Genomic DNA, 23111 nt, shown 5'->3' on the forward strand with positions numbered 1-23111 from the left:
AGGTCCTCGTCGATCGATCAATCGACAGGATGTTCAGCAAGGATCGTGCCGGTTTTTCCTGAAGGCGGGGGCGTCTTCCATGGCGCGGATCGCCTTGAGCGCGGCCGCCGCGTCCGATCGCTCCATCAGCTTCTCGATCGCGGACTGGTCGCGCCGCGCCGATCGGGTCGCTTCGGCTGCGTGTTCGGCGAGCAGTTCGGCGCTTTTCACGCGGTCCTGCGCAGCGTTGGCGGACTGTTGGAGCCGGTCGCGGTAATAGGCCGCGGCCGTCAGCGAGAACCCGGCCTCGCTCGCTTCCTGCGGCGCGACATTGGCGGCGAGTTGCGCGATCCGCGTCGACAGCGCGCTTTCGCTTGCCACGCGCTCGATCGCGCGCGATTCGTCGCCGCGCTTCAGGTTGAGCTGGAGCGTGCGGACGCGGTGGATGCGCGCAAGCTTTCCGGCGTCGAGCGCCATCAGCCTTCGCCGAAGACGCCGACGAGTTCGGCGACCGCATCGGCCAGCGGCACGACCGCATCGTGATCCTGGCGGATATATTCCATGATCGCGCCGTGGCAGGCGATCGCCGTGTCGATCGCCGGGTCCGCCCCCGCGCGATACGCGCCCATCAGCACAAGGTCGCGGTTTTCCTCATAGGTCGCGAGATGCCCGCGCAGGGTGCGCGCAGCCATTACATGATTGGACGGAACGATATCGGTCATCACCCGGCTGACCGATGGCCCAATGTTAATCGCGGGATATATGCCGCGCTCCGCTAATTGCCGGCTGAGCACGATGTGGCCGTCGAGGATCGAGCGTGCCGAATCCACCACCGGATCGTTGCCATCGTCTCCGTCCGCCAGCACGGTGTAGATCGCCGTGATCGAGCCACCGCTCGACACGCAGGTGCCGGCGCGCTCGATGAGGTTGGGCAGCATCGCAATGGCCGATGGCGGATAGCCGCGCGCCGATGCCGGCTCGCCGAGCGCGAGGCCGATCTCGCGGCCCGCATGCGCGACGCGGGTCAGCGAATCCATGATGAGGAGGACCTTCTTGCCCTCCGCCCGGAACGCCTCGGCAATGGCGGTGGCGCGCAAGGCGCCGCGGATGCGGAGCACCGGAGAATGGTTGGCCGGCACCGCGACGACGACCGAGCGTGCGCGGGCGGCGCCTGCGACCTTGGTTTCCAGGAAATCGGCGACCTCGCGGCTGCGCTCGCCGATCAGCCCGATGACAATGACGTCGGCCTGCGCCGCACGAACGATCATGCCGAGCAGCACCGACTTGCCGACGCCCGAGCCGGCCATGATGCCGACGCGCTGCCCCTGCCCGATCGTCAGCAGGCCATTGATGGCGCGAACACCGACGTCCATCGGCTCCAGCACACGCCCGCGGTCGAGCGGCGATTGCAGCTTGCCGGCGAGCGGCCATTTGCCAGCCCCACGGATGGGGCCGAGGCCGTCGATCGGCTTGCCGGCGCCATCCACCACGCGCCCGAGCAGCGCCGCGCCGACCTCCGCCTCACCGGGAGGGCCGATCGGCCGCACCGGCGCGTTGGGGAGCAGAGCCGCGGGGCCGCCGAGATTCATCAACAGCGTGCGGCCGCCGCGAAAGCCGATGACCTCCGCCTCGATCCGCGTGTCGCCGTGGCCGCCGACCGAGCAGACGGTGCCGACCGGCAACGACAGCCCCACGGCCTCCATGAGCAACCCGTCAAACGACGAAAGACGCCCCGCGATCTTCGGCTGTGGAGAGAAATCGGCAGCGCCCAGCGTTTCGAGATAGTCAGCGGTAAAACGATTCAGCATTTGGGCACCGGCACCCGGTCGATCGCCTGCGCCAGTTGCTCCAGCCAGAGTTCGGGCCCGTCCTCGACGACGGTCGAGGCGGATTCGAGCACGAAGCTGCCGCGGGCGATGGCGGCATCACCCGCCGCGAAGATGGTTTGGGGCAGCTTGCCTTCGAGCAGCGCGACATCGTCGGGATGCACCCGGAGCAGCGCGGACTCTGCCGAATCCGCGAGCATGTCCGCCGCCGCCTCGATCCGTCCGGCGAGCAGATCGCCCGACACCCCCGTCTCGCCGATGACGCGGGTCACCAGCAGCAGCACGGTCTGGCGGAGTTGGCGTGCAATCCGGTCACGGTCGACACGGTCGCCGCTGTTCAGGTCGGCCACCAACGCCTCGATCAGCGCGCGGTCGCGGGCGGCGCCCTCGGTGAGTTCGGCACGCGCGGCCGCGGCGCCTTCGGCGAAGCCCGCACCATGCGCAGCTTCGATCGGATCGACGAAACTCTCGGCCACGGGCGCCGGATCGAGCATGTCCCAGCCTTCGGTCGGGTTCGCATCGCGGTCGGCGGGGTGGAAATGCTTCGGTCCGGCCTCGCCGCCTTTAGGGGGATAGACCTGGCGCGGCGCAAAGCCGGGCGGGGCCGGCGCGAAGGCGATATCGAGCAGATGCGCGGGCGCGGTCGCGCGCGAGGCGAAGCCGGCGCGGAAGGCTTGGGCGTTAGACATAATCGTCCTCGCCCCCGCCCATCATGATCGTGCCGTCCTTGGCGAGGCCGCGCGCGATCGAGATGACCGACTTCTGCGCTTCGAGGACTTCGCTCAGCTTCATCGGCCCGCGTGCTTCCATCTCGTCGCGGATGCCGTCCGCGGCGCGGGCCGACATGCAGCCCAGGAAGCGGCTGCGCGCCGCCTCGTCGACGCCCTTGAGCGCACGCACCAGGATGTCGCCGTCGATATTGCGGATGAGCGCGCCGAGATTCTTGTCGTCGAGTTCCAGCAGGTTCTCGAAGATGAACATCGCCTCCTCGATCTGCTTCGCCACGTCGCGGTCGATCTTGAACAGCTTCGGCATCACCCGCTGCTCGGTCGCCTTGCGCGCGCTCGACAGGATCTTCGCGGCCTCGCGGGTGCCGCCCATCTTCAGGTTGGTGCCGTGGCCACCCTTCCGGTTGGCGAGCATCGTCTTCAGCGTTTCGACCGCCTCGGGCGGGATCGGCCCCAGGCTCGCGACACGGTGGAGGATATCGGGCTGCGTCTCGGGTGGCAGCAGTTCGAGGACACGCCCTCCGACCGCAGGGTCGAGGTTCGCGATCAGCACCGCGGAAATCTGCGGATGCTCCTTCTCGATCATCGCCGCGATTTCGGTCGCGTCGAGCCAGTCGAGCAACTCGAGTTCGCACGCCGCCTCGGGCGGGGTGATGCGCGCGAGCACGCTTTCCGCCTTTTCGGGGCCGAGGGCGCGGTTCATCACCGCCTCGATCTGCGGGCGCGGATCGAAGCCGACCGCGGTGCGCGCGCGCGCCTTGTCGACGAAATCGTCGAGCACGCCCTCGACCTCGGCCTCGCTTACGTCTGCCACCGCGAACATCGCCTTGCCGAGCTGGCGGACCTCTTCGGGCTGCAATTTCTGGAGGATGGCCGCAGCCTCCTCCTCGCCGACGAGCATCATCAGCACCGCGGCGCGTTCGACGCCGGAATAGATGCGGGGCGGGCTGGAGAGCGCGGTCATCGGGCGTCCGTCTTGATCATGTCGCGCACCGCGAGCGCGGCGCGAGCGGGGTTATCGCGGGTGAAGCCCTTCACCGCGCCGACGCGGGCTTCATAGCCGCGGGTGTTCTCGAGCTCGTCGAGCGTCACCGCAGGGGCGATCTTGGCGCGCGGTGCGCCATCATCGTCCACGCTATCGTCGACGCCGGCGGCATTCCGGCCAAGCGCAGGGCGCGGCGCATCGTCGCGCTTCTTCATCAGCGCCTTGGCCAGCGGGCGGACGCCGAGAAAGAGGACGAGCAGCGCGATGAGGATCGCGGTCAGGTTGCGCGCGACCATCGGCAACCATGGCACGTCATACCAGGCGGTTGCGGCAGCGGCGTCGGGCGCGACCGCGAACTTCCGGCTGATGACCGTCACCTGATCCTGCCGCGCCTGGTCGAAACCCACCGCGCTTTTCACCAGATCGGTGATCTGGTTGATCTCCATGCCGGTGCGCTTGCCCTTGTCCGGATCGCGCAGCAGGACCGCGACCGACAGCCGCTTGATGCTGCCCGGCGCGTTACGGGTGACCGAAACCTCGCGTCCCAGATCATAGGCGCGCTGAAAGCTGTCCGACTGCTTGGCGGGATCGGGCGCTGCGCCGCCTGCAACCGGCGGGGCCGGCGTGCCCGGGTTGCCCGTCGCGGGCTGCGGCGCCTGGAGGGTGCTCGCGGGCGGCGGTGTATTGCTGAGCGTCCCAGGGATGCCCCCCGGCGTCGCAGCAGTCTTCATGTCGCCAGTCCAGTTGCCCGTCTCGGCGCGCAGTGCGCCGGCCTTATCGTAGCTCTCGCGCGTCGCGCTGGTTTCATCCAGATTGACGTCGGCCTGAACCTCTGCGGTGAAGTTGCCCGCGCCGACCAAGGGCGTAAGAAGCTGGGTTAGCTGGGTGCGATACTTGTCCTCGACGCGGCGCTGGAACTCGATCCGCTTGTCGTTGGCGGCATCGGCGGGCGAGGCATCGCCCTTCGTCAGCATCGCGCCGAGCTGATCCACCACCGTCACGTTTTCGGGCTTCATCCCCGGCACCGACGAGGCGACGAGATTGACGATCGACGAGACCTGCGCGTCGCTCAGCGAGCGGCCTGCGCCGAGCTTGACGATGACGGACGCTGAGGGCGAAGCGTTGTCGCGCACGAAGACGCTCGCCTCGGGCATGGCGAGGTGCACGCGCGCTTCGGTGACGGCGTCGATATCCTCGATCGACCGGGCGAGTTCGGTTTCGCGCGCCTGGCGGAGGCGTTCGCCCTCCACCGCGCGGCTGACGCCCATCGGCAGCTGGTCGAGGATCGCGTAACCGCCGGGCGCCGCCTTGGGCAGGCCTTGCCCCGCCAGCAGCATCCGGGCGCGCGAATAATCCTCGTCCGCCACGGTCAGCGCGCCGGTCGAATCGTCGATATGGCTCGTGATCTTCGCCTGATCGAGCGCGGCGGTCACCGCGGCCTTGTCGGCATCGGGCAGCGACGTGAACAGCGTTTTCTGTGGCGGAGTGGCGAGCATCGACCAAGCGAGCGCTGCGCCGCCGATGAGGGAAACCATGAGCGCCATCGGCCCGGCACGCCGGACGGCGGGCTGCGCCATGACGCTGCGGATCTGCTCGAGCGGGTTCGCGAAGCGTTCAGGCATCGCGGACGACGTGGTGGTGAGTGCGTTGGCCATCTTACACCGGCATGCTCATGATGTCCTTGTAGGCGGACAGGATCTTATTGCGGACCTGCAGCGTCGCTTCGAACCCGACCGAGGCCTGCTGGCGCGCCAGCATGACCTTGGCGATGTCGATCGTCTCGCCGCGCTCGTAGCTTTCGGAGAGCTTGGCGGCCTGTTGCTGGCCGTCATTGACGCTCTTCAGCGCGCCTTCCAGCGCGTCGGTGAAACTTGCCGGCCCGGTCGATTGCGGCGCAGCCGAGGGTGCACCGACATTCGCGGTGCTAGCCTTCGCCAGCGCCTGGTTCTGTTCGAGGATTTGCGCGCGTAGCGCCATCACCCGATCGATGCCGCCGGCACCGCCGATACCGCTAATGCTCATGCCGAGATTCTCCGGTCACCGGGGGCCGCGATCTCCTCGCCCTGCTCGCGCGCCCTGGCGAGGCGGTAGCGCAGCGTGCGCTCCGAGATGCCGAGCCGCTTGGCGGTTTCGATCCGGCTGCCGCCGCAGGCCTTCATCGTCTCGCGGATCGCGGCGAATTCGCTGAGCTGGACGACCTGCCCCAGCGTCGAGGCGCCGTCGTTTGCGACCACGCGAAGCGGCGCGGCGGGGCGATCGAAGACGATGTGGCTCGCCTCGATCGTATCGCCGCCGGCAAAGAGCAGCGCGCGCTGGATGACGTTTTCGAGTTCGCGAACATTGCCTGGCCAGTCGTGCGCGAGCAGCGTCTCCACCGCTTCGGTCGACGGCCATGGAATGACGGCGCGGTCCCCGGCATGTCGCAGGATCATCGTCGCGGCGAGCGCGGGGATGTCCTGCGGACGATCGGCGAGCGGCTTGGTCGCGAGCGGGAAGACCGAGAGGCGGTAGTAGAGATCGGCGCGGAACCGGCCGGCCTCGACCTCACCCTGCAGATCGCGGTTGGCGCAGGCGATGACGCGGACGTCGATAGGCTGTGGCTGGGTCGCGCCCAATGGCACGACCTCGCGCTCCTGAAGCACGCGAAGCAGCTTGGCCTGGAGCGCGAGCGGCATCTCGGCGATCTCGTCGAGCAGCAGCGTGCCGCCATCGGCCGCGCGGAAGAAGCCCTCGCCGCCCGACGACGCGCCGGTGAAGGCGCCCTTCTGGTGGCCGAACAGCATCGCCTCCAGCATCGATTCGGGCAGGGCTGCGCAGTTGATCGCGACGAAGGGCTTGTCCTTGCGGGCGGAGCCGTTGTGGATCGCGCGCGCCAGCACTTCCTTGCCGGTGCCGGTCGGGCCGTTGATGAGCACGGTGATATCGGCCTGCGCGACCCGGTCGGCGAGCGCGAAGAGCGCCAGGCTCTCGGGATCGGCCGCGGTCGGCATCAAGGGTCCGCCGGCGATCGCCCGGAAGAAGCCGTTGCCGATCGCAGCGTCCTCGGGACCGAAGGCGAGCCGTGCGGGGTTGCCGCCGCGGAACGGCTCGACCTTGCGACCATGGTCGCCGATCAGGATCGTTCGCGCCGGGCAGCCGGGCACCTCACCCTCGGCCTGCACGAAGACGCCGGTCGGTGCGGGCGCGGCCCCCTCCGCATCGACGATCGCGAAACCCTGGCTGCGCATCGACGACAGCAGCGCAAAGCGGCGGTCGCGAATCGTGCCGGACGTGAAGATCGAACGCATGCATTCCCCCTTTGATGCAGGCGAAATGGACGAAAGACGGTAAACACTGAGTTAAATCGCCGGCTTGCCGGCAAAATATTTCCGGGCGCGCTCCCCCGTGCACAACGCGCGCGCGCGACCCCCAATTTTTGTCCTAAATCCGCCGGCGTGGCGGCCGTTCTCCTGTCCAGCGGCTCGGCTCTTTCCGTCCCAAGGGGGGCAGGCGGAGACGCAAAGCGAAATGGAGATACGGACATGACTGTTATCGGAACCAACACCGCCTCGATGCGCGCAGCCAATGCTTCGGCAGGCGCCAACATGCAGCTGTCGACCGCGATGGAGCGTCTGTCGACCGGCAAGCGCATCAACTCCGCGAAGGACGACGCCGCCGGCCTCGCCATCGCCACCTCGATGACCTCGCAGATCAAGGGCATGACCCAGGCGATCCGCAACGCGAACGACGGCATCAGCCTCGCCCAGACCGCAGACGGCGCGCTCGGCGAAGTCACCAACATGCTGCAGCGCGTTCGTGAGCTGGCCACGCAGGCCGCTTCGGGCACCTACAGCTCGAACGACCGCACGAACCTGCAGACCGAAGTCACCGCGCTGACCACGCAGATCGGCACGATCGTCACCGGCACCAAGTTCAACGGCGTCGCCATCTTCGGCGCAACCGGTGCGGGCACGACCACCAAGATCCAGACCGGTGCGAACGCCAGCGAAACCGTCGATATCGCCACGGGCGACCTCAGCAGCCTCGTCGGCCTGACCACGAGCGTTGCCGGTGCGGACGGCACGGCCGCAACCGCTGCGATCACCGCGGTCGACACGCTGCTGACGACGCTGAACACGACCCGCGCCGGTCTCGGCGCTTCGCAGAGCCAGCTGCAGTCGGCAGCGAACAACCTGTCGAGCAACGTCACCAACCTGTCGGATGCGCGCAGCCGCATCGAGGACACCGACTTCTCGGCCGAAACGGCGAACCTCGCCAAGGCCCAGATCCTGTCGCAGGCCTCGACCGCGATGCTGAGCCAGGCGAACCAGTCGCAGCAGGGCGTGCTCAAGCTGCTTCAGTAATCGCGAACTCAAGCCCCGGCGCCGCCCCCCTTTGAGGTGTCGGGGCCGACCTGATCCGCCGCTCAACCGGCGCGATCACGAACCCCCCGGCGGTCGCACAGACCACCGGGGGTTTTGTGCTGTCGGACGACCCGGGGAGCGGCGCCGTCAGGTTGGCACCGCTTCGGCCGGGAACATCGGGATTACCCCTTTGCCGCAGTTGAGGAATGTTCGGCACCCGACGAGACATCGTATTGCGAGGGACATGGCCGCATGCCGACGATTCCATCGCGACGGTGGGGGATGCCATGAAGCACGTGATTGCTGCGATCGCCTGGTCGGCCGCGCTCGGGTCCACGGCTTCGCTTGCGCAAACGATGGCCGCGCCGTCCGCGCGCGTGTTCATCGTTTCGGCGAACCCGGAGTTGAAGCTCGCACCGGAATCGATCCTCCCCGCCAATACCGAGATTCCGCTGACGCTTGATAGCGAGATCAATTCCCGCAAAATGAAATATCACGCGCAGTTCGACCTGAAGGTCGCCCGGGACGTTATGATGGGATCGCGCGTCGCGATTCCCGAAGGGACGCCGGTAACGGGATATATCTCTCTCAACCGGGGCCGGGCCTACGGTCTGGGAAAAGCCAGGATCACGATAGAAATGCAGTGGCTGCATATCGACCGGCAGGTCATTCCGCTCGTCGGCAGCTATCATAGCGAAGTTCGCGGATCAGTGATGTCGATGATTCTGGTGAACTTCGGCCTGATCGGCGGCTTGCTGATGAAGGAACGAAAGATCATCTTCACCCCCGGCACCGCGTTCAAGGCGTTCACCAGGGAGCCGATCGCAATCCTGTTCGACGCGCCACAATCTGCCAGCAGCGTCCCGCCGAAGCTCTTTGCCTCGGCGCCCCCTCAAGGCGCCGTGGCCCGCTGAACGTAGGGTTGCTACAGGCAACCCAGCCCGGCCAGCGTCGCGCGGACCGCCTCGTCGAGCGGTGTGTGCGGTTCCGCGCCGAGATGCGCGCGGAGGCGGGCATTCGTCATGCGCACCGGGCGCTCCCAGAGATAGCGCATCTCGAGCATTTCGCGCGGGGTCGTGGCGACCAGCGCAGCGAGCCGGATCGCCCACCACGGCAGCCGCGCGACGGGGACGGTCGGATCACCGAGCGCCCGCACGATCGCGCTCGTCATCCGGGTGCCGTCGTCGTCCCACATGCCTTCCATATGGAAGGTCGCGAACGGGTCCAGCCCCCCGGTCTCGATCAGGCGCACCATCGTCTCCGCGACATCGGGCAGATAGGCCCATTGGTGGCCTACCCCGCGCCGGCTCGGGTTTCGGATGATGCGCGGGCGCTTTCCGGGCTGGACAAGGCCCTGGCTGAACCAGCTCTGGCGCGCGTCCGGCCCGAAGAAGTCGCCCGCGCGAACGATCAGGACCGACATCTCCCCCGCTGCTGCGGCCGCTTGCAGGCGCCGCTCCATCTCGACGCGGATGGCGCCCTTGCGGGTCAGCGGACGCTGGGGCGCATCCTCGCCGATCAGCGCGGGCGCGTCGGGGCCGTAATTATAGACGGTGCCGGGCAGCAGGACGCGGGCGCCGTTCGCGCGCGCCGCCGCGATTGTGTTGTCGATCATCGGGAGCACCAGCCTGCCCCAATTGCGATAGCCCGGCGGGTTCACGCCGTGGACGATGAGGTCCGCGCCCTCCGCCGCGCGGATGACATCCGCTGCGGTCATCGCATCGCCGACTAGGCGCTCCACGCCCATGGGCATCGCCGCGATGCCACCTGCGCGGGCGAGTCCCCGTACCGTCCATCCCGATGCCAGCAGCCGCCGCGCGACCGCACCGCCGATGCCGCCCGTCGCCCCGAGTATCAATGCCGTCCGTTCCATAACCGCCTCCTGTGTTGCCGGAAGCGATATGGCGCAGCTGGCAGCTCCAAGGAATTGACGGTCTTCGTGGCCCAACTATACGAAAATATATGAACGAAACGCCGAGCTGGGACCTGTTTCGAACCTTTGCCGCGGTGTTGCGCGAGGGATCGCTGTCGGCGGCGGCGCGGGCGCTCGGGCTGACGCAGCCGAGCGTGTCGCGTCATATCGAGGCGCTGGAAGGGGCGATCGGCGAGGCGCTGTTCGTGCGATCGCAGCGCGGGCTGCTGCCGACCGAGCGGGCGCTGGCGTTGCAGCCCTTCGCCGAGGACATGGTCGCGACTTCGGCGGCGCTGCTGCGGACCGCGGCGGCGGGATCGGGTATGGTCAGCGGCACGGTGCGGGTAACCGCCAGCGAGATGGTCGCGATCGAACATCTGCCGCCGATCCTCGCCGATATCCGGCGACAGCACGCGGCGCTGGCGATCGAGCTGGTCGCGTCCAACCTTGTCGGCGATCTGCTCCAACGCCAGGCCGATGTCGCGATCCGCATGGTGGCGCCGGCGCAGCAGGCGCTGATCGCGAAGCGGGTCGGCGCGGTCGCGATCGGGCTGCACGCGCGGGCCGACTATCTCGAACGGCGGGGCATGCCGGCGTCGCTCGCCGATCTGGCGGCGCATGACCTGATCGGGCCGGACAGCGAGCCGATGGGAACGCGCGCTGTGCTGGACGCGCTGCCGGGGCTGGAGCGCAGCAGCTTTGCGCTGCGAACCGACAGCCATGCCGCGCAGCTCGCCGCGATCCGGGCGGGGTTCGGGATCGGGATATGTCAGAGCGGTATCGCGGCGCGCGATCCAGCGTTGGTGCCGGTGCTGCCACAGGCATTCACGATGACGCTGCCGATCTGGATCGTGATGCACGAGAATCTGCGATCGAGCGTCGCGGTGCGGACGGTGTTCGATGCGCTGGCGGAGGCCTTTGCGGGGGTGCGGTAGTGGGGTGGCAATTTGTCGCCATCGAACCCCGAATGGCATTCACCGTAGCTGGATCGTGCTCCCGCGAAGGCGGGAGCCCAGTGCCGCCAACGATATCGCTTGCAACCCTGGACTCCCGCCTGCGCGGGAGCACGGCTTACTTTGATGCGACCGGATCAGCCTCTCACTACTGTAAGGGCGCTTACCGACGGAACGGATCGTCGAACAGCGGCTTGGGCGCCTCGATACCGGCTTCCGCATCGCGCGCTGCCTGTTCCCGCTCTGCACGCAACGACGCGATCAGCGCCTCGCGGTCGCCGTCGAGGCGGGTGTCCGTTGGCGAGGCGTCGATGCCGGCCGCCTTCGCCGCCTTCGCGACCGCTGCGTCGAGTTCGCGCTGCGAGGTCAGACCGAGCGTCACCGGGTCCTTGGGCGTGATGTTGGCGATGTTCCAGTGGCTGCGGTCGCGGATCGCGGCGATCGTGGTGCGGGTGGTGCCGATCAGCAGCGAAATCTGGCCGTCGGTGATCTCGGGATGGTTGCGGATGATCCAGGCGATGCCGTCGGGCTTGTCCTGGCGCTTCGACACCGGCGTGTAGCGCGGGCCCTTGGTGCGGCGGACCTGATCGGGACCCTTGATCATCTGGAGGCGGTAATCGGGGTCCTTCTGGCCCTTCTCGATCTCCTCCATCGTAACTTCGTGCGCGCGGACGGGATCGCGGCCGGTGAGTTTCGTCGTCGCGGTATCGTCGGCGATCGCCTGCACCTCGAGGATGTGAAGGCCGCAGAATTCGGCGATCTGCTCGAAGCTGAGCGCGGTGTTGTCGACCAGCCAGGAAGCGGTCGCATGGGGCATGAGCGGCAGGGCCACGGCACGAAACTCCGTCCAAAATAGAAAGGGCCGCCCCTTACCGGAGCGGCCTTGCATCATGTGACAACTTAGAGAAGGCGGCGCGCGAGGGCAAGCGCCCTTGCGTCATGCCGCTTCGGGTACGGCTTCCACCGGCACCAGCGCGTCGAGGAACTGGCGTGCGCTCTCCGCCCAGCCGAAGCCGGCGCCATAGGCGGCGCAAGCGGCACGATCGCGGGTGAGCGCGGCGGCGATGGCGCGGGAGAGGTCTGCGTCCATCGCGCCGGTCTCTGCCGTCAATATGTCGCGCGGGCCGGTGACGGGGTAGCCGGCGACTGGCGTGCCGCAGGCCAGCGCCTCGATCATCACCAGCCCGAAGGTGTCGGTCTTGCTCGGGAAGACGAAGACGTCGGCGGCGGCATAGGCGGCGGCGAGATCGGTGCCGAAGCGCGGTCCCAGGAAATGCGCGTCCGGAAAGCGGCGTGCGAGCGCGGCGCGCGCGGGGCCTTCGCCAATGACGACCTTCGACCCTGGATGATCCGACGCCAGAAATGCCTCGATATTCTTCTCGACCGCGACGCGGCCGACATACAGCTGGATCGGCCCCGGCAGTGCGTGGATCGCCGCGTCAGGGGTGACCCGCCCGTGGAACAGAGCGGTGTCGACGCCCCTTCCCCAGCGACGGACATGCGGAAGGCCGTGCGCGCTCAGTTCCGCCATGACACTGGGAGTCGAGGCCAGGATCGCCTGCGCGGGCGCATGGAACCAGCGGATATAGCGCCAGACCCATTCGGGGTCGGCGCCGGTGCGCGCCGCGACATAATCGGGAAACTGGGTGTGATAGGCGGTGGTGAAGGGCCGCACGCGCGCCACGCACCAGCGCCGCGCCGCGAGGCCGAGCGGGCCTTCGGTCGCGATATGCACCGCCTCTGCGCCGAAGCGCGCGATGCGGCGGCCTACAGCACCGGCGCCCGCGATCGAGAGACGGATTTCGGGATAGGTCGGACACGGGAAGGACGCGAATCCGTCAGGCGCCACAACCAACACCTCGTGCCCCATCTTCTCCAGCTCGGCGATCACCGCCTGCAGCGTGCGGACGACGCCGTTGACCTGCGGCGCCCAGGCATCGGTAACGATGGCGATTTTCATGGCGCGCTCCGCATCCGCGTTCTCAGGCAGCCATCGCGACGACGGTTTCCCGCGCCCGCGCCGCCATCTCGTCGGCCCAGTGAAGCAGCTCCATCCGCCCGTCGAAATGCTCGACCAATGCGGTGCAGCCCTCGACCCAGTCGCCGTCATTATAATAGGCGACGCCGGCGATCTCGCGCACCTCGGCGGTGTGGATATGGCCGCAGACCACGCCGTCCACACCGCGCGCACCGGCGGCGTGCGCGACGACCTCCTCGAAATGCGAGATGAAGGCGACGGCGTTCTTCACCTTTGCCTTGGCGTGCTTGGATAGCGACCAATAGGGCATGCCGAACACCCGCCGCGCGCGGTTCATCCACACGTTCAGCGCCATCAGCGCGGTATAGGCGGCGTCGCCGACATGCGCGAGCCAGCGGTGCGCGAGCGTGATCGCATCAAACTCGTCGCCGTGCAGAACCAGCAGACGGCGGCCATCGGCGGTCTCGTGGATCGCTTTCCGGCGGATCGAGATGCCGCCGAAATCGAGGCCCGAGAATTGCCGGAACACCTCGTCATGATTGCCGGGGATGTAGACGACACGAGTGCCGCGCTTGGCGCGCTTCAGCAGGCGCCAGACGACGTCGTTATGCGCGGCGGGCCAGTAGAATTTCTTCTTCAGCCGCCAGCCGTCGATCATGTCGCCGACCAGATACATGGTATCGCTGTCGACGTGATCGAGGAAGTCGATGAGCATGTCGGCGTTGCATCCGCGCGTGCCGAGATGGACGTCGCTGATCCAGATCGTGCGATAGCGCCTGCGGACGATATCGGCCCGCTCAGGCACCGCTGGGCGGGAATGCGCGAAATCGAACAGATCGGCGAGGTCACTGTCGGCCGTGATCGGCGAAAGCGTGTCGGCGGCGGCGGTCGTCGTCGGCATGGGTCGTCTCCCTTGCCCGACGTCCCTGGCCGCCGATTGTTACAGCCGCATCAAGCGCGCGTGACGATTTGGAGTCACGCTTGCAAGAATATGGTCACAATCCTGCCCTAAGGCGCCTTCGGGCGAGGAAATGATGGCGTGCGGCGTTCGCGCAACAGCCGCACGAAATCGCCCGCCCCTCGTTGACGAATCCACCGCGACACCGGACTGATGCCGCTGCGCGATCAGGGAGAATTATGATGAAGACGTTTTTCGGCGCGGCCGCTGCTGCCGCCATGCTGACCATGTCGACGGTGGCCGTCGCCGCCCCGGCAAACCCCGCAACCTCGCTCTCGCTCGCCGGCAGCGCGCGTGCGCCGACAAGCGTGAAGGGCGTGAACAAGGCCAACGCCGGGACCTCCACGTTCATCAACATCGGCATTCTGGCGGCGCTGGTCGTCATCGTGCTTGTCGCGACGGGCGGCAGCAACGACTCCTCCGCCAGCAACTGAGGGTCCGCGACGTGACCCGGCCGTTCATGCGGCCGGGCACGAAACGAATTGGGTATTGACTGCCAAAGCAATGGTTGTATCGGCAACCATATGGCGTTCTTCGACGACTCCAATTTCTATCCCGACAGCTCGCCCGGATATCTTGTTCGGGTGATCCACCAGATGGGGATGGCGCAGCTCGACGCGCTGTTCGCCGAGGACGGGCTGACCGCGATTCAGTGGTCCGCGCTGGTCTCGATGCATTTCGGACATGGCGGCACCTGCGCCGAACTCGCCCGGCATCTCGCGCACGACAAGGGTGCGATGACGCGGATGATCGACACGCTGGAGGAGCGCGGCTGGGTCGAGCGGCAGCGCGACGACAGCGACCGGCGTGTCGTCAATCTTTCACTGACCGAAGCAGGCCGGACGATCGCGATGCGCGAACGGCTGAAGGCGATCGCCTGCTGGAACGGCATCCTCGCCGACTGGAGCGCTGAAGACATCGCCCAATTGATCGCAACGCTGACGCGGCTGCGCCGCGCGATGGAGACCGCTCCGCCATGCGCCGCCTGACGACCGCAACGCTCGCCGCGGCCATCGCGCTCGCCGCCTGCACGCCCCCCGATACGCGTCCGGCGCTGACCCCGAAGACGCCAGCCGATCTCGGCCTCACTGCGGCCCCCGCCCCGGCGATCGATGCCACCTGGTGGCAGGCGCTGGGCGACGTCCAACTTGACCGGATCGTCGCTGATGCGCTGGCCGGCAATCCCTCGCTCGATGCGGCGCAGGCGCGCGTCCGGCAGGCGCAAGCGACCCTCGCCGCACGCGACGCGGCGCGCGGGCCGAGCGTCGATCTCGACGCGCAGGGTCAGGTCGCGCGGCTGTCGGGCAACTATACGATCCCGCCGCCTTATGGCGGATCGGTGCGCTTCCTGGGCACAGGGCAGGCAGGGCTGGCGTGGAACCTCGACCTGTTCGGGCGGCAAAAGGCAGCGATCGAAGGCGCGCGCGCGTCACTCGATGCGGCGCGGCTCGACGGTGAAGCGGCGCGGCTGATGCTCGCCGGATCGGTCGTCACCGCCTATGCGCAGCTTGCGCTTGCCGAGCGGCAAAGCACAATCGCGCGCGATACGATCGCGACGCGACAGAAGTCGGCGCGGCTCGTCGATGTGCGCGTGCGCAACCGGCTGGCGAGCAAGCTCGACCAGCAGGCAGCGGCGACGCTACTGGCGCAAGCGCAGACCTTGCTCGCGCGGGCCGAGGGCGCACGGGCCGCGGCGTTGAACGCGCTCGCCGCACTGGCGGGTCGCGGGGCGGACTATGCCGCGACGATCGGGGCGACGCATTTGCCCGCGACTGCGGCCTTCGCGCTGCCGGCAACGATCCCCGCCGATCTGCTCGCGCGCCGTGCCGATATCGCCGCAGCACAGGCCCGGATCGCCGCCGCAGCGGCGGGGCGCCAGGTCGCACGACGCGCCTTCTATCCGGACGTGAACCTGAGCGCACTTATCGGCTTGCAGGCGGTTGGCCTGGGCAACCTCTTCGATCTCGATTCAGGGACGGTCGGATCGGGCGCGGCCATCCATCTGCCGATCTTCGACAATGGCCGGCGCAAGGCCGATCTGGAAAGTGCGACCGCCGGCGTCGATCTCGCCATCGCCGACTATAACCGCAGCGTCGTCGGCGCGGTGCGCGAGGCGGCCGATGCGCTCGCCCGCATCCGTGCGACCGATGCCGAGCGCACACGGCAGGATGCCGTCGTCAGCGGCTTTGCCGAGACCGCGCGGCTGAACGGCGTGCGGGTGCGCGCCGGGCTCGATTCGCGACTGACGGGCATCGACACCGACCTGCGCCTGCTCGAGGCACAACAGTCCGCCGCCGCGCTCGGCATCGACGCGATCGTCGCGCGCGCTCAGCTCGCCATCGCGCTTGGCGGCGGCTTCGATCCTTCCCGGACCCTCCAGCGGAATCCGAACCCATGAACGCTCCCACCAAAACTCCCGATACCGCCGAGGCGACCCCGGTCGACGAGCCCAAGGGCAAGTCCGCCACGCGCAAGCGCCTGCTCACCATCCTCGCGATCGTGGTGGTAATCGCGGTCATCGTCTGGGCGGTCTTCCACTTCCTGCTCGCCGCGCCCGAGGAGGAAACCGACGACGCTTATGTTGCGGGCGATGTGGTGGCGATCACCGCGCGCGATCCGGGCACCGTCCAGCAGCTCTATGCCGACAACACCCAGAGCGTGAAGGCCGGCCAGCCGCTCATCGATCTCGATCCTGTCACCAGCGACGTGAACCTCGCCGCCGCCGAAGCCGATCTGGCAAAGGCGGTGCGCGCGACGCGTGGCGACTTCACCCGCGTCGGCCAGTCCGATGCGGCGATCGTGCAGGCTGAGGCCGAGGTTTCGCGCGCGCGCGACGACTATGCCCGCCGTCGCGGTGCCGCGGCGGAGGGCGCCGTGTCGGGCGAAGAGCTCGATCACGCAGCCGATCAGCTGAAGGTCGCGACCGCGAATCTTAACCTCGCGCGCAGCCAGAAGGCGCAGGCGCTCTCGACGGTGCAGGGCACCGACGTCGCGACCAACCCGGCGGTGATGGCCGCCGCCGCGGCCTATCGCCGCGCCGCCATCGTGCGGTCGCACATGCACGTCACCGCGCCGATCGACGGCGTCGTCGCGCAGCGCACGGTGCAGCTCGGCCAGCAGATCCAGGCGGGCACACCGCTAATGGCGATCGTGCCGATGACCCGGCTGTGGATCGACGCGAACTTCCGCGAGACGCAGCTGAAGGACATCCGGATCGGCCAGCCGGTGACCGTGACCGCCGACATGTATGGCGGCGACATCGTCTATCACGGTCGCGTCGTCGGGCTGTCGGCCGGCAGCGGCAACGCTTTCGCGCTGCTGCCGCCGCAGAACGCCAGCGGCAACTGGATCAAGATCATCCAGCGTGTGCCGGTACGAATTGCACTCGATCCGAAGGAGCTGGCGGCGAACCCGCTGCGCATCGGGCTGTCCGTGAAGACCGTGATCGACACCGCGGATACCGGCGGCGCCCGGCTCGCACGGCCGGCCGCGACGCCCTATCACGGCTCGGTCGGCACGCAGGGGCCGGACGATGCGGTCGAGGCGCGCATCCGTCAGGTGATTGCGGCGAACCGGTAATGGCCTCCGCCGCCCCCGCCGGCCCCCCACCGCTGACCGGCGCGCGGCTGGGCCTCGTCGCCTTCGCGCTGGCGCTCGGCACGTTCATGATGGTGCTCGACACCACGATCGCCAACGTCTCTCTGCCGACGATCGCTGGCAATCTTGGCGTGAGTTCGGACAATTCGACCTGGATCATCACCGCGTTCGCTGTCGCAAACGGCATCTCGGTACCGCTGACCGGCTGGCTGATGCGGCGGTTCGGCGTGGTTCGCGTCTTCTGCACCTCGCTCGCGCTTTTCACGCTTGCGTCGTTCCTGTGCGGCATCGCCTGGAGCCTCCCCTCGCTCATCGCCTTTCGCGTGCTGCAGGGCGCGGTCTCGGGGCCGATGATGCCGGGAAGCCAGGCGCTGCTGATCTCGGTCTTCCCGTCCGACAAGCGCGCGACCGCGCTCGGCATCTGGTCGATGACGACGCTCGTCGCGCCGATCATGGGGCCGATTCTGGGCGGGTGGATCAGCGACAATTACCACTGGAGCTGGATCTTCCTCATCAACGTGCCGTTCGGGCTGTTCGCGGGGTCGATCTGCTGGTTCGGTCTGCGCACGCGCGAGACGCCGACGATGAAGCTGCCGATCGATACCGTCGGGCTGATCCTGCTTGTCGTGTGGGTGGGCTCGCTCCAGATCATGCTCGATCTCGGCAAGAATGCTGACTGGTTCAACGATCCGATGATCGTCGTGTTGACGATCGTCGCCGCGATCGGCTTCGTCGCCTGGGTGATCTGGGAGCTGACCGACGCCAACCCGACGGTCGATCTGACGCTGTTCGCCAGCCGCAACTTCGCGATCGGCAACATCGCCTTTTGCCTTGGCTATGCGGTGTTCTTTGCCAACATCCTGATCCTGCCCTTGTGGCTCCAGACCCAGCTTGGCTACACTGCGACATGGGCCGGGCTGGTCGCCGCACCGAGCGGGATCGTGGCGGTCGTGCTGACCCCCTTCGTTGCGCGGCTTTCCGGCAAGATCGACGCGCGCTGGCTGGCGAGCGTCGCGTTCGTCGGCTTCGCGATCAGCTACTGGATGCGATCGGGCTACACGACGACGGCGAGCTTCTGGGACTTCACCCTGCCGCTGCTGGTGCAGGGCGTATCGATGAGCACCTTCTTCCTGTCGATGCTGACGATCGCCCTCGACCGAATCCCGCCCGAGCGGCTGCCGTCTGCGACCGGCATCTCGAACTTCACCCGCATCACCGCGGGCAGCTTCGCCGCGTCGATCGTGACGACCGCATGGGACCGGCGCGAGGCGCTCCATCAAAACCGTCTCGCCGAGGCGATCGGCAATGGCGTGCCCTATCAGATGGCGGTCGAGGGGCTGGGCAAGCTGGGGCTGAACGCAACCCAGGCGGCGGGGGCGGTGACGCGGCAGATGGTCGGGCAGGCTTATCTCCTCGCCTCGACCGATCTGTTCCGCTTGTCGGCGTGGCTGTCTATCGCGTTGCTGGTGGTGGTGTGGCTCTGCCGGCGGCCCTCGGGTGGGCACGGGCCGGTTGCGGCGGATTGAATAGAAAAACTCCTCTCCTGGAAGGGGAGGTGGCAGCACGCAGTGCTGACGGAGGGGTATCGCCCTATCGATAGCGCGATACCCCTCCACCATGCTTTGCATGGTCCCCCTCCCCTTCCAGGGGAGGATTGTAGCTTCACCGCCGCCGAGCCAACCCGAGCACCGCGTGCTCCGCCAGCACATCGCCAGCATTCCCCGGCGCCATCACCGCGCGTTCAGCGGCGCGGGCTCGGTCGATCGCGGTTGCGATCATCGCGGGGGTCCATTGGCGCAGCGCCGCGGCGGTCGCCTTTTCTTCCTTCCAGAAGACGCGGCGGCGCTTCATCACGCCGGCGATATCGTCGCCGCGATCGAGATCGGCGCGCATGTCCGCGAGCGCGGCCAGCCGGCGACCGAGCGCGCGCAGCCACATGATCGGCGACACACCCTCCTCGCTCAGCTGCGCGAGCTCGCCGCCCAGCCTCGCCGGATCGCCCGCCAGCAGCGCCGCGATCATCGCGCCGGCGTCGCTCTCGCCAAGATCGGCGCCGATCGCGTCGAGCGCGTCCTCGCCCGCGTCGCGCGGGGTATCGGGAGCGGCATCGAGATAGTCCGCGAGTTTTTCTATCTCACGCGCCATCACCGCGCGGTCGCCATTCGCCGCGCGCACGATCCGCGTCGCGACCCCCGCGGCGGGACGCAAGCCGTGGTCGCGCATCAATTGGGTCGCGATCGCATCCGCCTCGCGGCCTTCGGGCACGTAGCAGGCGAGCACCATCGCAGCGCGCGAATCGAGCGCCAGCTTCACGAGCTTGCTGGTGGATTTGAGCGTCGGGCCGATCGCGACCACCGGATTGCCCACGCCGCCTTCGAGGAGTGCCGCGAACGCATCGAGGCTCTCATCCCCCACCGGGTTGACGAGGATATGGCGCGCGCCGCCGAACAGCGACATCGCCGCGGCTTCGTCGGCAAGCCGCGCGGGATCGGATTTGAGCGTCGCGCCGTCGAGGTCGATCCGTTCCGCGTCCTTGCCCATTGCGGCGCCGAGCCGGGCGGCGAGCGCCGCGGCGCCCGCTTCGTCGGGACCATAGAGCAGATGGAAGCGCACCGCGTCCGACGGCTTGTCCAGCGCGGCGCGCATCTGCGCTTCGCTCGCCTTCATGGTGCGGCGGGCGAACGCCGGGCGTAGAGCGCAAGGCGCGCGACGATCTTGTCCGCGACCGTGACTGACAGGCGTTCGAGCGCGGTATTCTCGGCAGCGATCGTCGCATATTCCGAACCGACCACGTCGAGGCCCGCATCGGACCCGGCGGTCGCATCGAGGACGACGCCGTTGTTCGAAAGATCGACCAGCTGGTAGCGTGCGCGCAGAGTCCGGCGTTCGCGCGAGACGCTGTCGTCGGCGCGGACGCCGAGCCCCGCGATCTTGTCGTCGAGCGCAACCTGCAAGCGGTAGAGCGGGGCCTGCGCGCCGTCCTGCTGCCCCAGCCGTTCGCGCAGCGCATTGGCGACGAGCCAGCCCGACTTGCCCTGTATCGGCGCGACCTCGACCCGCGACAGCGCGGTCGCGACCGGGCCGCTCGCACCGCCCGCATAGAGCGGATGCAGGCCGCAGCCGCCGAGCAGCGGCAACGCGGCGAGCACGAGGGGCAGCAGCAGCCTCATGCGACGAGGTTCACGAGACGATCGGGCACGACGATAACCTTTCTGGGCGTCTTGCCCTCGAGGATACGCACGACCTTGTCGGACGCAAGCGCTGCGGCCTCGATCTGATCCTTGGGCAACCCCTTGGGCATCACGAGCGTATCGCGCAGCTTGCCGTTGACCTGGATCGCGATCGTCACCTCGTCATCGACGAGCAGCGCCGGATCGACCGCGGGCCAGGGCGCGTCGGCGATCAGCCCCTCGCCGCCAGCCGCCGCCCAGGCTTCCTCGGCCACATGCGGCGTCATCGGCGCGACGAGGCGCATCAGCGTCGCGATCGCGGCGGTGCGTGAGGCAGACGGCGCGGCCTTCTCGATCGCGCCGGTCAGTTCGTAGAGTTTCGCGACCGCCTTGTTGAACGCAAGTGCCTCGATATCGGTCGCGACGCCAGCAATGGTGCGGTGGACCTTGCGATCGAGCGCGGCGTCGGCGCCCTCCCCGCTCTTCTCGCCATCGAAGAGCCGCCAGAGCCGCTGGACGAAGCGCCATGCGCCCTCGATCCCGGCTTCCGACCATTCCAGATCCTTCTCCGGCGGGCTGTCGGAGATGACGAAGAAGCGGACCGCGTCGGCGCCGTATTGGTCGACGATCGGCTCGGGATCGACCGTGTTCTTCTTCGACTTCGACATCTTCTCGACCCGGCCTGTCTTCACAGGAATGCCAGTGCTTCGCTGGAATACACCTGCTTCAGTTCGATCGATGTCGTCAGTCGGAACCCAAGCGAGATCGGTTATTGTTTCCACACCCAGTTTTGCTTGTTCTTCTGCGCTCGCCTCTCGCTCGACTTGGGTTTGATACGTCTCGTGCGTTACCATCCCCTGGGTGAACAGCCCCGCAAACGGCTCGGCGATGTCGAGCTGGCCGATATGCTTCAGCGCGCGCGTCCAGAAACGAGCGTAGAGAAGGTGTAGGATCGCATGCTCGACCCCGCCGATATACTGGCCGACCGGTAGCCACTGTTCCGCCGCCACGCGGTCGAACGGCTTGTCCTTGGGCTGACTGGCGAAGCGGATGAAATACCAGGAGGAGTCGACGAACGTGTCGAGCGTGTCGGTTTCGCGCCGCGCCGCCGCGCCACACTTCGGGCAATCGACGTGCTTCCACGTCGGGTGGCGATCGAGCGGGTTGCCGGGGATGTCGAACGCGACGTCCTCGGGCAGGACGACGGGGAGCTGGTCCTTCGGGACGCCGACCGGACCGCAGGCATCGCAGTGAATGATCGGGATCGGCGTGCCCCAATAGCGCTGGCGGCTGACGCCCCAGTCACGCAGGCGCCACACGGTCGTGCCCGTGCCCCAGCCCTCACCCTCGGCGCGGCTTATGACGGCGCGCTTGGCGTCCTCGATATCCATGCCGTCGAGAAAGTGCGAGTTCACGAGGGTGCCGGGGCCGGTATAAGCGGTGTCGCCGACAAAGACCGGCGCCGTTTCGTCGTGATCGGAGACGACGCGCTTGACCGGCAGGCCGTATTTGCGCGCGAAATCCAGGTCGCGCTGGTCGTGCGCGGGCACGCCGAAGACGGCGCCGGTGCCGTAGTCCATCAGCACGAAGTTCGCGATGTAGACGGGAAGCTGCCAGGCGGGATCGAGCGGGTGCTGCGCGGTGAGGCCCGTGTCGAAACCGAGCTTTTCCTGCGTCTCGATCTCAGCCGCGGTGGTGCCACCTTGCTTGCAGCGTTCGATGAAGTCCGCAGCGTCGGGGTTCGTCGCGACGACCTCGCGCGCGACCGGATGGTCCGCCGCGACCGCGACGAAGCTCGCGCCGAAGATCGTGTCGGGCCGGGTGGAGAAGACTTCGACGTCTTCTAATCCCCTCCCTGGAAGGGAGGGGTCGGGGGTGGGCTGGCTTGAGGCTGGCGCAGCGCTTTCCACGAACGCACCCACCCCCAGCCCCTCCCTGCGTGCAGGGAGGGGAGCAGGAATAGGATGGGGAGAGAGTTTGAACCGAAACTGCAGCCCCTGGCTCTTGCCGATCCAGTTCTCCTGCATCAGCTTGACCTTGTCGGGCCAGTGCTCGAGCCCGTCCAGGCCCTCGAGCAATTCGTCCGCAAAGTCGGTGATCTTCAGGAACCACTGGCTGAGCTTGCGCTTCTCGACCAGCGCGCCGGAGCGCCAGCCGCGGCCGTCGATCACCTGTTCGTTGGCGAGCACGGTCATGTCGACCGGGTCCCAATTGACCGCCGATTCCTTGCGATAGACGAGGCCGGCTTCGTACAGATCGAGGAACAGCGCCTGTTCGTGGCCGTAATAATCGGGCTCGCACGTCGCGAGTTCGCGGGTCCAGTCGAGCGCGAAGCCCAGGCGCTTCAACTGCGCCTTCATCGATGCGATGTTGGCACGCGTCCACGTGCCTGGATGAACGCCCTTTTCCATCGCGGCGTTCTCGGCGGGCATGCCGAACGCGTCCCACCCCATCGGATGGAGCACTTCCATGCCCTGCATCCGGCGGAACCGCGCCAGCACGTCGCCCATCGTGTAGTTGCGGACGTGCCCCATGTGTATCTTCCCCGACGGATAGGGGAACATCTCCAGCACATAGCTTTTGGGGCGCGGGGAATCGTCGCGCGCCGCGAAGGTGCGGGCGCTGTCCCACACCCCCTGCCAGTGCGCGTCCGCCTTCAGCGCGTTGAAGCGTGACGCCATT

The 23111-nt window shown here is 67.7% G+C and carries 22 protein-coding genes; 8 read left to right on the forward strand and 14 right to left on the reverse strand.

Going from position 1 to position 23111, the window contains the following annotated elements; translation table 11 throughout:
* Nucleotides 1-33: 33 nt before the first annotated feature.
* From BOS5A_RS15520 to BOS5A_RS15550, 7 genes are read right to left on the reverse strand one after another with little or no spacing between them, the layout of a single operon-like run.
* Nucleotides 34-456 (reverse strand): hypothetical protein, encoded by a 423-nt coding sequence (locus tag BOS5A_RS15520; protein ID WP_151955794.1) that lies wholly within the window; start codon nucleotides 454-456, stop codon nucleotides 34-36.
* A complete protein-coding gene (locus BOS5A_RS15525) occupies nucleotides 456-1787 on the reverse strand; it encodes a FliI/YscN family ATPase (RefSeq protein WP_151955795.1) in 1332 nt (443 codons plus the stop codon). Before BOS5A_RS15525 ends, BOS5A_RS15520 begins: the two co-directional genes overlap by 1 nt.
* Complete coding sequence (locus tag BOS5A_RS15530; protein ID WP_151955796.1) at nucleotides 1781-2494, reverse strand: FliH/SctL family protein; 714 nt, start codon at nucleotides 2492-2494, stop codon at nucleotides 1781-1783. Before BOS5A_RS15530 ends, BOS5A_RS15525 begins: the two co-directional genes overlap by 7 nt.
* A complete protein-coding gene (fliG, locus tag BOS5A_RS15535) occupies nucleotides 2487-3497 on the reverse strand; it encodes a flagellar motor switch protein FliG (RefSeq protein ID WP_151955797.1) in 1011 nt (336 codons plus the stop codon). The genes BOS5A_RS15530 and fliG overlap by 8 nt, the downstream gene beginning before the upstream one ends.
* Nucleotides 3494-5173, reverse strand: coding sequence for a flagellar basal-body MS-ring/collar protein FliF (gene fliF / locus BOS5A_RS15540; protein ID WP_151955798.1), 1680 nt, complete (start codon nucleotides 5171-5173; stop codon nucleotides 3494-3496). Before fliF ends, fliG begins: the two co-directional genes overlap by 4 nt.
* 1 nt (nucleotide 5174) lies before the next feature.
* On the reverse strand, nucleotides 5175-5540 hold the full coding sequence (gene fliE / locus BOS5A_RS15545; protein WP_151955799.1) for a flagellar hook-basal body complex protein FliE: 366 nt from the start codon (nucleotides 5538-5540) through the stop codon (nucleotides 5175-5177).
* A complete protein-coding gene (locus tag BOS5A_RS15550) occupies nucleotides 5537-6805 on the reverse strand; it encodes a sigma-54 interaction domain-containing protein (RefSeq protein ID WP_151955800.1) in 1269 nt (422 codons plus the stop codon). Before BOS5A_RS15550 ends, fliE begins: the two co-directional genes overlap by 4 nt.
* A gap of 234 nt (nucleotides 6806-7039) precedes the next feature.
* Here BOS5A_RS15550 and BOS5A_RS15555 point away from each other — a divergent pair, with 234 nt between their 5' ends.
* Together BOS5A_RS15555 and BOS5A_RS15560 are read left to right on the forward strand one after the other, a co-directional pair.
* The gene (locus BOS5A_RS15555) at nucleotides 7040-7861 is read left to right on the forward strand and encodes a flagellin N-terminal helical domain-containing protein (RefSeq protein ID WP_151955801.1); all 822 of its coding nucleotides are present in this window, start codon (nucleotides 7040-7042) and stop codon (nucleotides 7859-7861) included.
* A 287-nt stretch (nucleotides 7862-8148) separates the two neighbouring features.
* Nucleotides 8149-8775 carry a hypothetical protein gene (locus BOS5A_RS15560; protein ID WP_151955802.1) on the forward strand — a complete coding sequence of 209 codons (627 nt, stop codon included), beginning with the start codon at nucleotides 8149-8151 and terminating at the stop codon, nucleotides 8773-8775.
* An 11-nt stretch (nucleotides 8776-8786) separates the two neighbouring features.
* Here BOS5A_RS15560 and BOS5A_RS15565 read toward each other — a convergent pair whose 3' ends face one another.
* Nucleotides 8787-9734, reverse strand: coding sequence for an NAD-dependent epimerase/dehydratase family protein (locus tag BOS5A_RS15565; protein WP_151955803.1), 948 nt, complete (start codon nucleotides 9732-9734; stop codon nucleotides 8787-8789).
* An 89-nt stretch (nucleotides 9735-9823) separates the two neighbouring features.
* Here BOS5A_RS15565 and BOS5A_RS15570 point away from each other — a divergent pair, with 89 nt between their 5' ends.
* Nucleotides 9824-10708 carry a LysR family transcriptional regulator gene (locus tag BOS5A_RS15570; protein ID WP_151955804.1) on the forward strand — a complete coding sequence of 295 codons (885 nt, stop codon included), beginning with the start codon at nucleotides 9824-9826 and terminating at the stop codon, nucleotides 10706-10708.
* Between the two features lie 181 nt (nucleotides 10709-10889).
* Here the strand turns inward: BOS5A_RS15570 and BOS5A_RS15575 are convergent, their stop codons facing one another.
* The 3 genes from BOS5A_RS15575 to BOS5A_RS15585 form a co-directional block, all read right to left on the reverse strand.
* Nucleotides 10890-11558 (reverse strand): DUF1013 domain-containing protein, encoded by a 669-nt coding sequence (locus BOS5A_RS15575; protein WP_151955805.1) that lies wholly within the window; start codon nucleotides 11556-11558, stop codon nucleotides 10890-10892.
* Nucleotides 11559-11663: 105 nt separating this feature from the next.
* Entirely contained in the window at nucleotides 11664-12686 is a 1023-nt protein-coding gene (locus BOS5A_RS15580; RefSeq protein ID WP_151955806.1) for a glycosyltransferase family 4 protein, read from the reverse strand.
* Nucleotides 12687-12708: 22 nt separating this feature from the next.
* Complete coding sequence (locus BOS5A_RS15585) at nucleotides 12709-13605, reverse strand: UDP-2,3-diacylglucosamine diphosphatase (protein ID WP_151955807.1); 897 nt, start codon at nucleotides 13603-13605, stop codon at nucleotides 12709-12711.
* A 239-nt stretch (nucleotides 13606-13844) separates the two neighbouring features.
* Between BOS5A_RS15585 and BOS5A_RS15590 the strand changes: the two genes are divergently transcribed.
* The 5 genes from BOS5A_RS15590 (at nucleotide 13845) to BOS5A_RS15610 (ending at nucleotide 18785) form a co-directional block, all read left to right on the forward strand.
* Entirely contained in the window at nucleotides 13845-14096 is a 252-nt protein-coding gene (locus BOS5A_RS15590) for a hypothetical protein (RefSeq protein ID WP_234419371.1), read from the forward strand.
* Between the two features lie 90 nt (nucleotides 14097-14186).
* Nucleotides 14187-14651, forward strand: coding sequence for a MarR family winged helix-turn-helix transcriptional regulator (locus tag BOS5A_RS15595; RefSeq protein ID WP_151955809.1), 465 nt, complete (start codon nucleotides 14187-14189; stop codon nucleotides 14649-14651).
* Complete coding sequence (locus BOS5A_RS15600) at nucleotides 14639-16060, forward strand: efflux transporter outer membrane subunit (protein WP_151955810.1); 1422 nt, start codon at nucleotides 14639-14641, stop codon at nucleotides 16058-16060. The genes BOS5A_RS15595 and BOS5A_RS15600 overlap by 13 nt, the downstream gene beginning before the upstream one ends.
* The gene (locus BOS5A_RS15605) at nucleotides 16057-17241 is read left to right on the forward strand and encodes an efflux RND transporter periplasmic adaptor subunit (protein WP_151955811.1); all 1185 of its coding nucleotides are present in this window, start codon (nucleotides 16057-16059) and stop codon (nucleotides 17239-17241) included. The genes BOS5A_RS15600 and BOS5A_RS15605 overlap by 4 nt, the downstream gene beginning before the upstream one ends.
* Nucleotides 17241-18785: a DHA2 family efflux MFS transporter permease subunit gene (locus BOS5A_RS15610; RefSeq protein WP_151955812.1), complete on the forward strand. Its 1545-nt coding sequence runs from the start codon at nucleotides 17241-17243 to the stop codon at nucleotides 18783-18785. Before BOS5A_RS15605 ends, BOS5A_RS15610 begins: the two co-directional genes overlap by 1 nt.
* A gap of 136 nt (nucleotides 18786-18921) precedes the next feature.
* Here BOS5A_RS15610 and holA read toward each other — a convergent pair whose 3' ends face one another.
* The 3 genes from holA to leuS are packed head-to-tail and all read right to left on the reverse strand — an operon-like array spanning nucleotide 18922 to nucleotide 23110.
* On the reverse strand, nucleotides 18922-19926 hold the full coding sequence (gene holA, locus BOS5A_RS15615) for a DNA polymerase III subunit delta (RefSeq protein ID WP_151955813.1): 1005 nt from the start codon (nucleotides 19924-19926) through the stop codon (nucleotides 18922-18924).
* Nucleotides 19923-20429: an LPS assembly lipoprotein LptE gene (lptE, locus tag BOS5A_RS15620; protein WP_151955814.1), complete on the reverse strand. Its 507-nt coding sequence runs from the start codon at nucleotides 20427-20429 to the stop codon at nucleotides 19923-19925. The genes holA and lptE overlap by 4 nt, the downstream gene beginning before the upstream one ends.
* A complete protein-coding gene (leuS, locus tag BOS5A_RS15625) occupies nucleotides 20426-23110 on the reverse strand; it encodes a leucine--tRNA ligase (RefSeq protein WP_151955815.1) in 2685 nt (894 codons plus the stop codon). Before leuS ends, lptE begins: the two co-directional genes overlap by 4 nt.
* Between the last annotated feature and the right edge of the window lies 1 nt (nucleotide 23111).

It is taken from the genome of Sphingomonas sp. EC-HK361 (assembly GCF_902498785.1).
GTDB lineage: Bacteria > Pseudomonadota > Alphaproteobacteria > Sphingomonadales > Sphingomonadaceae > Sphingomonas.

What these genes read in the sequence shown, in the direction of transcription:
- BOS5A_RS15580 (WP_151955806.1), bottom strand. Translation starts at nt 12,686, where the DNA reads ATGAAAATCGCCATCGTTACCGATGCCTGGGCGCCGCAGGTCAACGGC.
- BOS5A_RS15590 (WP_234419371.1), top strand. Translation starts at nt 13,845, where the DNA reads ATGAAGACGTTTTTCGGCGCGGCCGCTGCTGCCGCCATGCTGACCATG.
- BOS5A_RS15520 (WP_151955794.1), bottom strand. Translation starts at nt 456, where the DNA reads ATGGCGCTCGACGCCGGAAAGCTTGCGCGCATCCACCGCGTCCGCACG.
- fliG (WP_151955797.1), bottom strand. Translation starts at nt 3,497, where the DNA reads ATGACCGCGCTCTCCAGCCCGCCCCGCATCTATTCCGGCGTCGAACGC.
- holA (WP_151955813.1), bottom strand. Translation starts at nt 19,926, where the DNA reads ATGAAGGCGAGCGAAGCGCAGATGCGCGCCGCGCTGGACAAGCCGTCG.
- BOS5A_RS15530 (WP_151955796.1), bottom strand. Translation starts at nt 2,494, where the DNA reads ATGTCTAACGCCCAAGCCTTCCGCGCCGGCTTCGCCTCGCGCGCGACC.
- BOS5A_RS15605 (WP_151955811.1), top strand. Translation starts at nt 16,057, where the DNA reads ATGAACGCTCCCACCAAAACTCCCGATACCGCCGAGGCGACCCCGGTC.
- BOS5A_RS15595 (WP_151955809.1), top strand. Translation starts at nt 14,187, where the DNA reads ATGGCGTTCTTCGACGACTCCAATTTCTATCCCGACAGCTCGCCCGGA.
- BOS5A_RS15570 (WP_151955804.1), top strand. Translation starts at nt 9,824, where the DNA reads ATGAACGAAACGCCGAGCTGGGACCTGTTTCGAACCTTTGCCGCGGTG.
- BOS5A_RS15560 (WP_151955802.1), top strand. Translation starts at nt 8,149, where the DNA reads ATGAAGCACGTGATTGCTGCGATCGCCTGGTCGGCCGCGCTCGGGTCC.
- fliE (WP_151955799.1), bottom strand. Translation starts at nt 5,540, where the DNA reads ATGAGCATTAGCGGTATCGGCGGTGCCGGCGGCATCGATCGGGTGATG.
- leuS (WP_151955815.1), bottom strand. Translation starts at nt 23,110, where the DNA reads ATGGCGTCACGCTTCAACGCGCTGAAGGCGGACGCGCACTGGCAGGGG.
- BOS5A_RS15585 (WP_151955807.1), bottom strand. Translation starts at nt 13,605, where the DNA reads ATGCCGACGACGACCGCCGCCGCCGACACGCTTTCGCCGATCACGGCC.
- BOS5A_RS15565 (WP_151955803.1), bottom strand. Translation starts at nt 9,734, where the DNA reads ATGGAACGGACGGCATTGATACTCGGGGCGACGGGCGGCATCGGCGGT.
- fliF (WP_151955798.1), bottom strand. Translation starts at nt 5,173, where the DNA reads ATGGCCAACGCACTCACCACCACGTCGTCCGCGATGCCTGAACGCTTC.
- BOS5A_RS15550 (WP_151955800.1), bottom strand. Translation starts at nt 6,805, where the DNA reads ATGCGTTCGATCTTCACGTCCGGCACGATTCGCGACCGCCGCTTTGCG.
- lptE (WP_151955814.1), bottom strand. Translation starts at nt 20,429, where the DNA reads ATGAGGCTGCTGCTGCCCCTCGTGCTCGCCGCGTTGCCGCTGCTCGGC.
- BOS5A_RS15610 (WP_151955812.1), top strand. Translation starts at nt 17,241, where the DNA reads ATGGCCTCCGCCGCCCCCGCCGGCCCCCCACCGCTGACCGGCGCGCGG.
- BOS5A_RS15555 (WP_151955801.1), top strand. Translation starts at nt 7,040, where the DNA reads ATGACTGTTATCGGAACCAACACCGCCTCGATGCGCGCAGCCAATGCT.
- BOS5A_RS15600 (WP_151955810.1), top strand. Translation starts at nt 14,639, where the DNA reads ATGCGCCGCCTGACGACCGCAACGCTCGCCGCGGCCATCGCGCTCGCC.
- BOS5A_RS15525 (WP_151955795.1), bottom strand. Translation starts at nt 1,787, where the DNA reads ATGCTGAATCGTTTTACCGCTGACTATCTCGAAACGCTGGGCGCTGCC.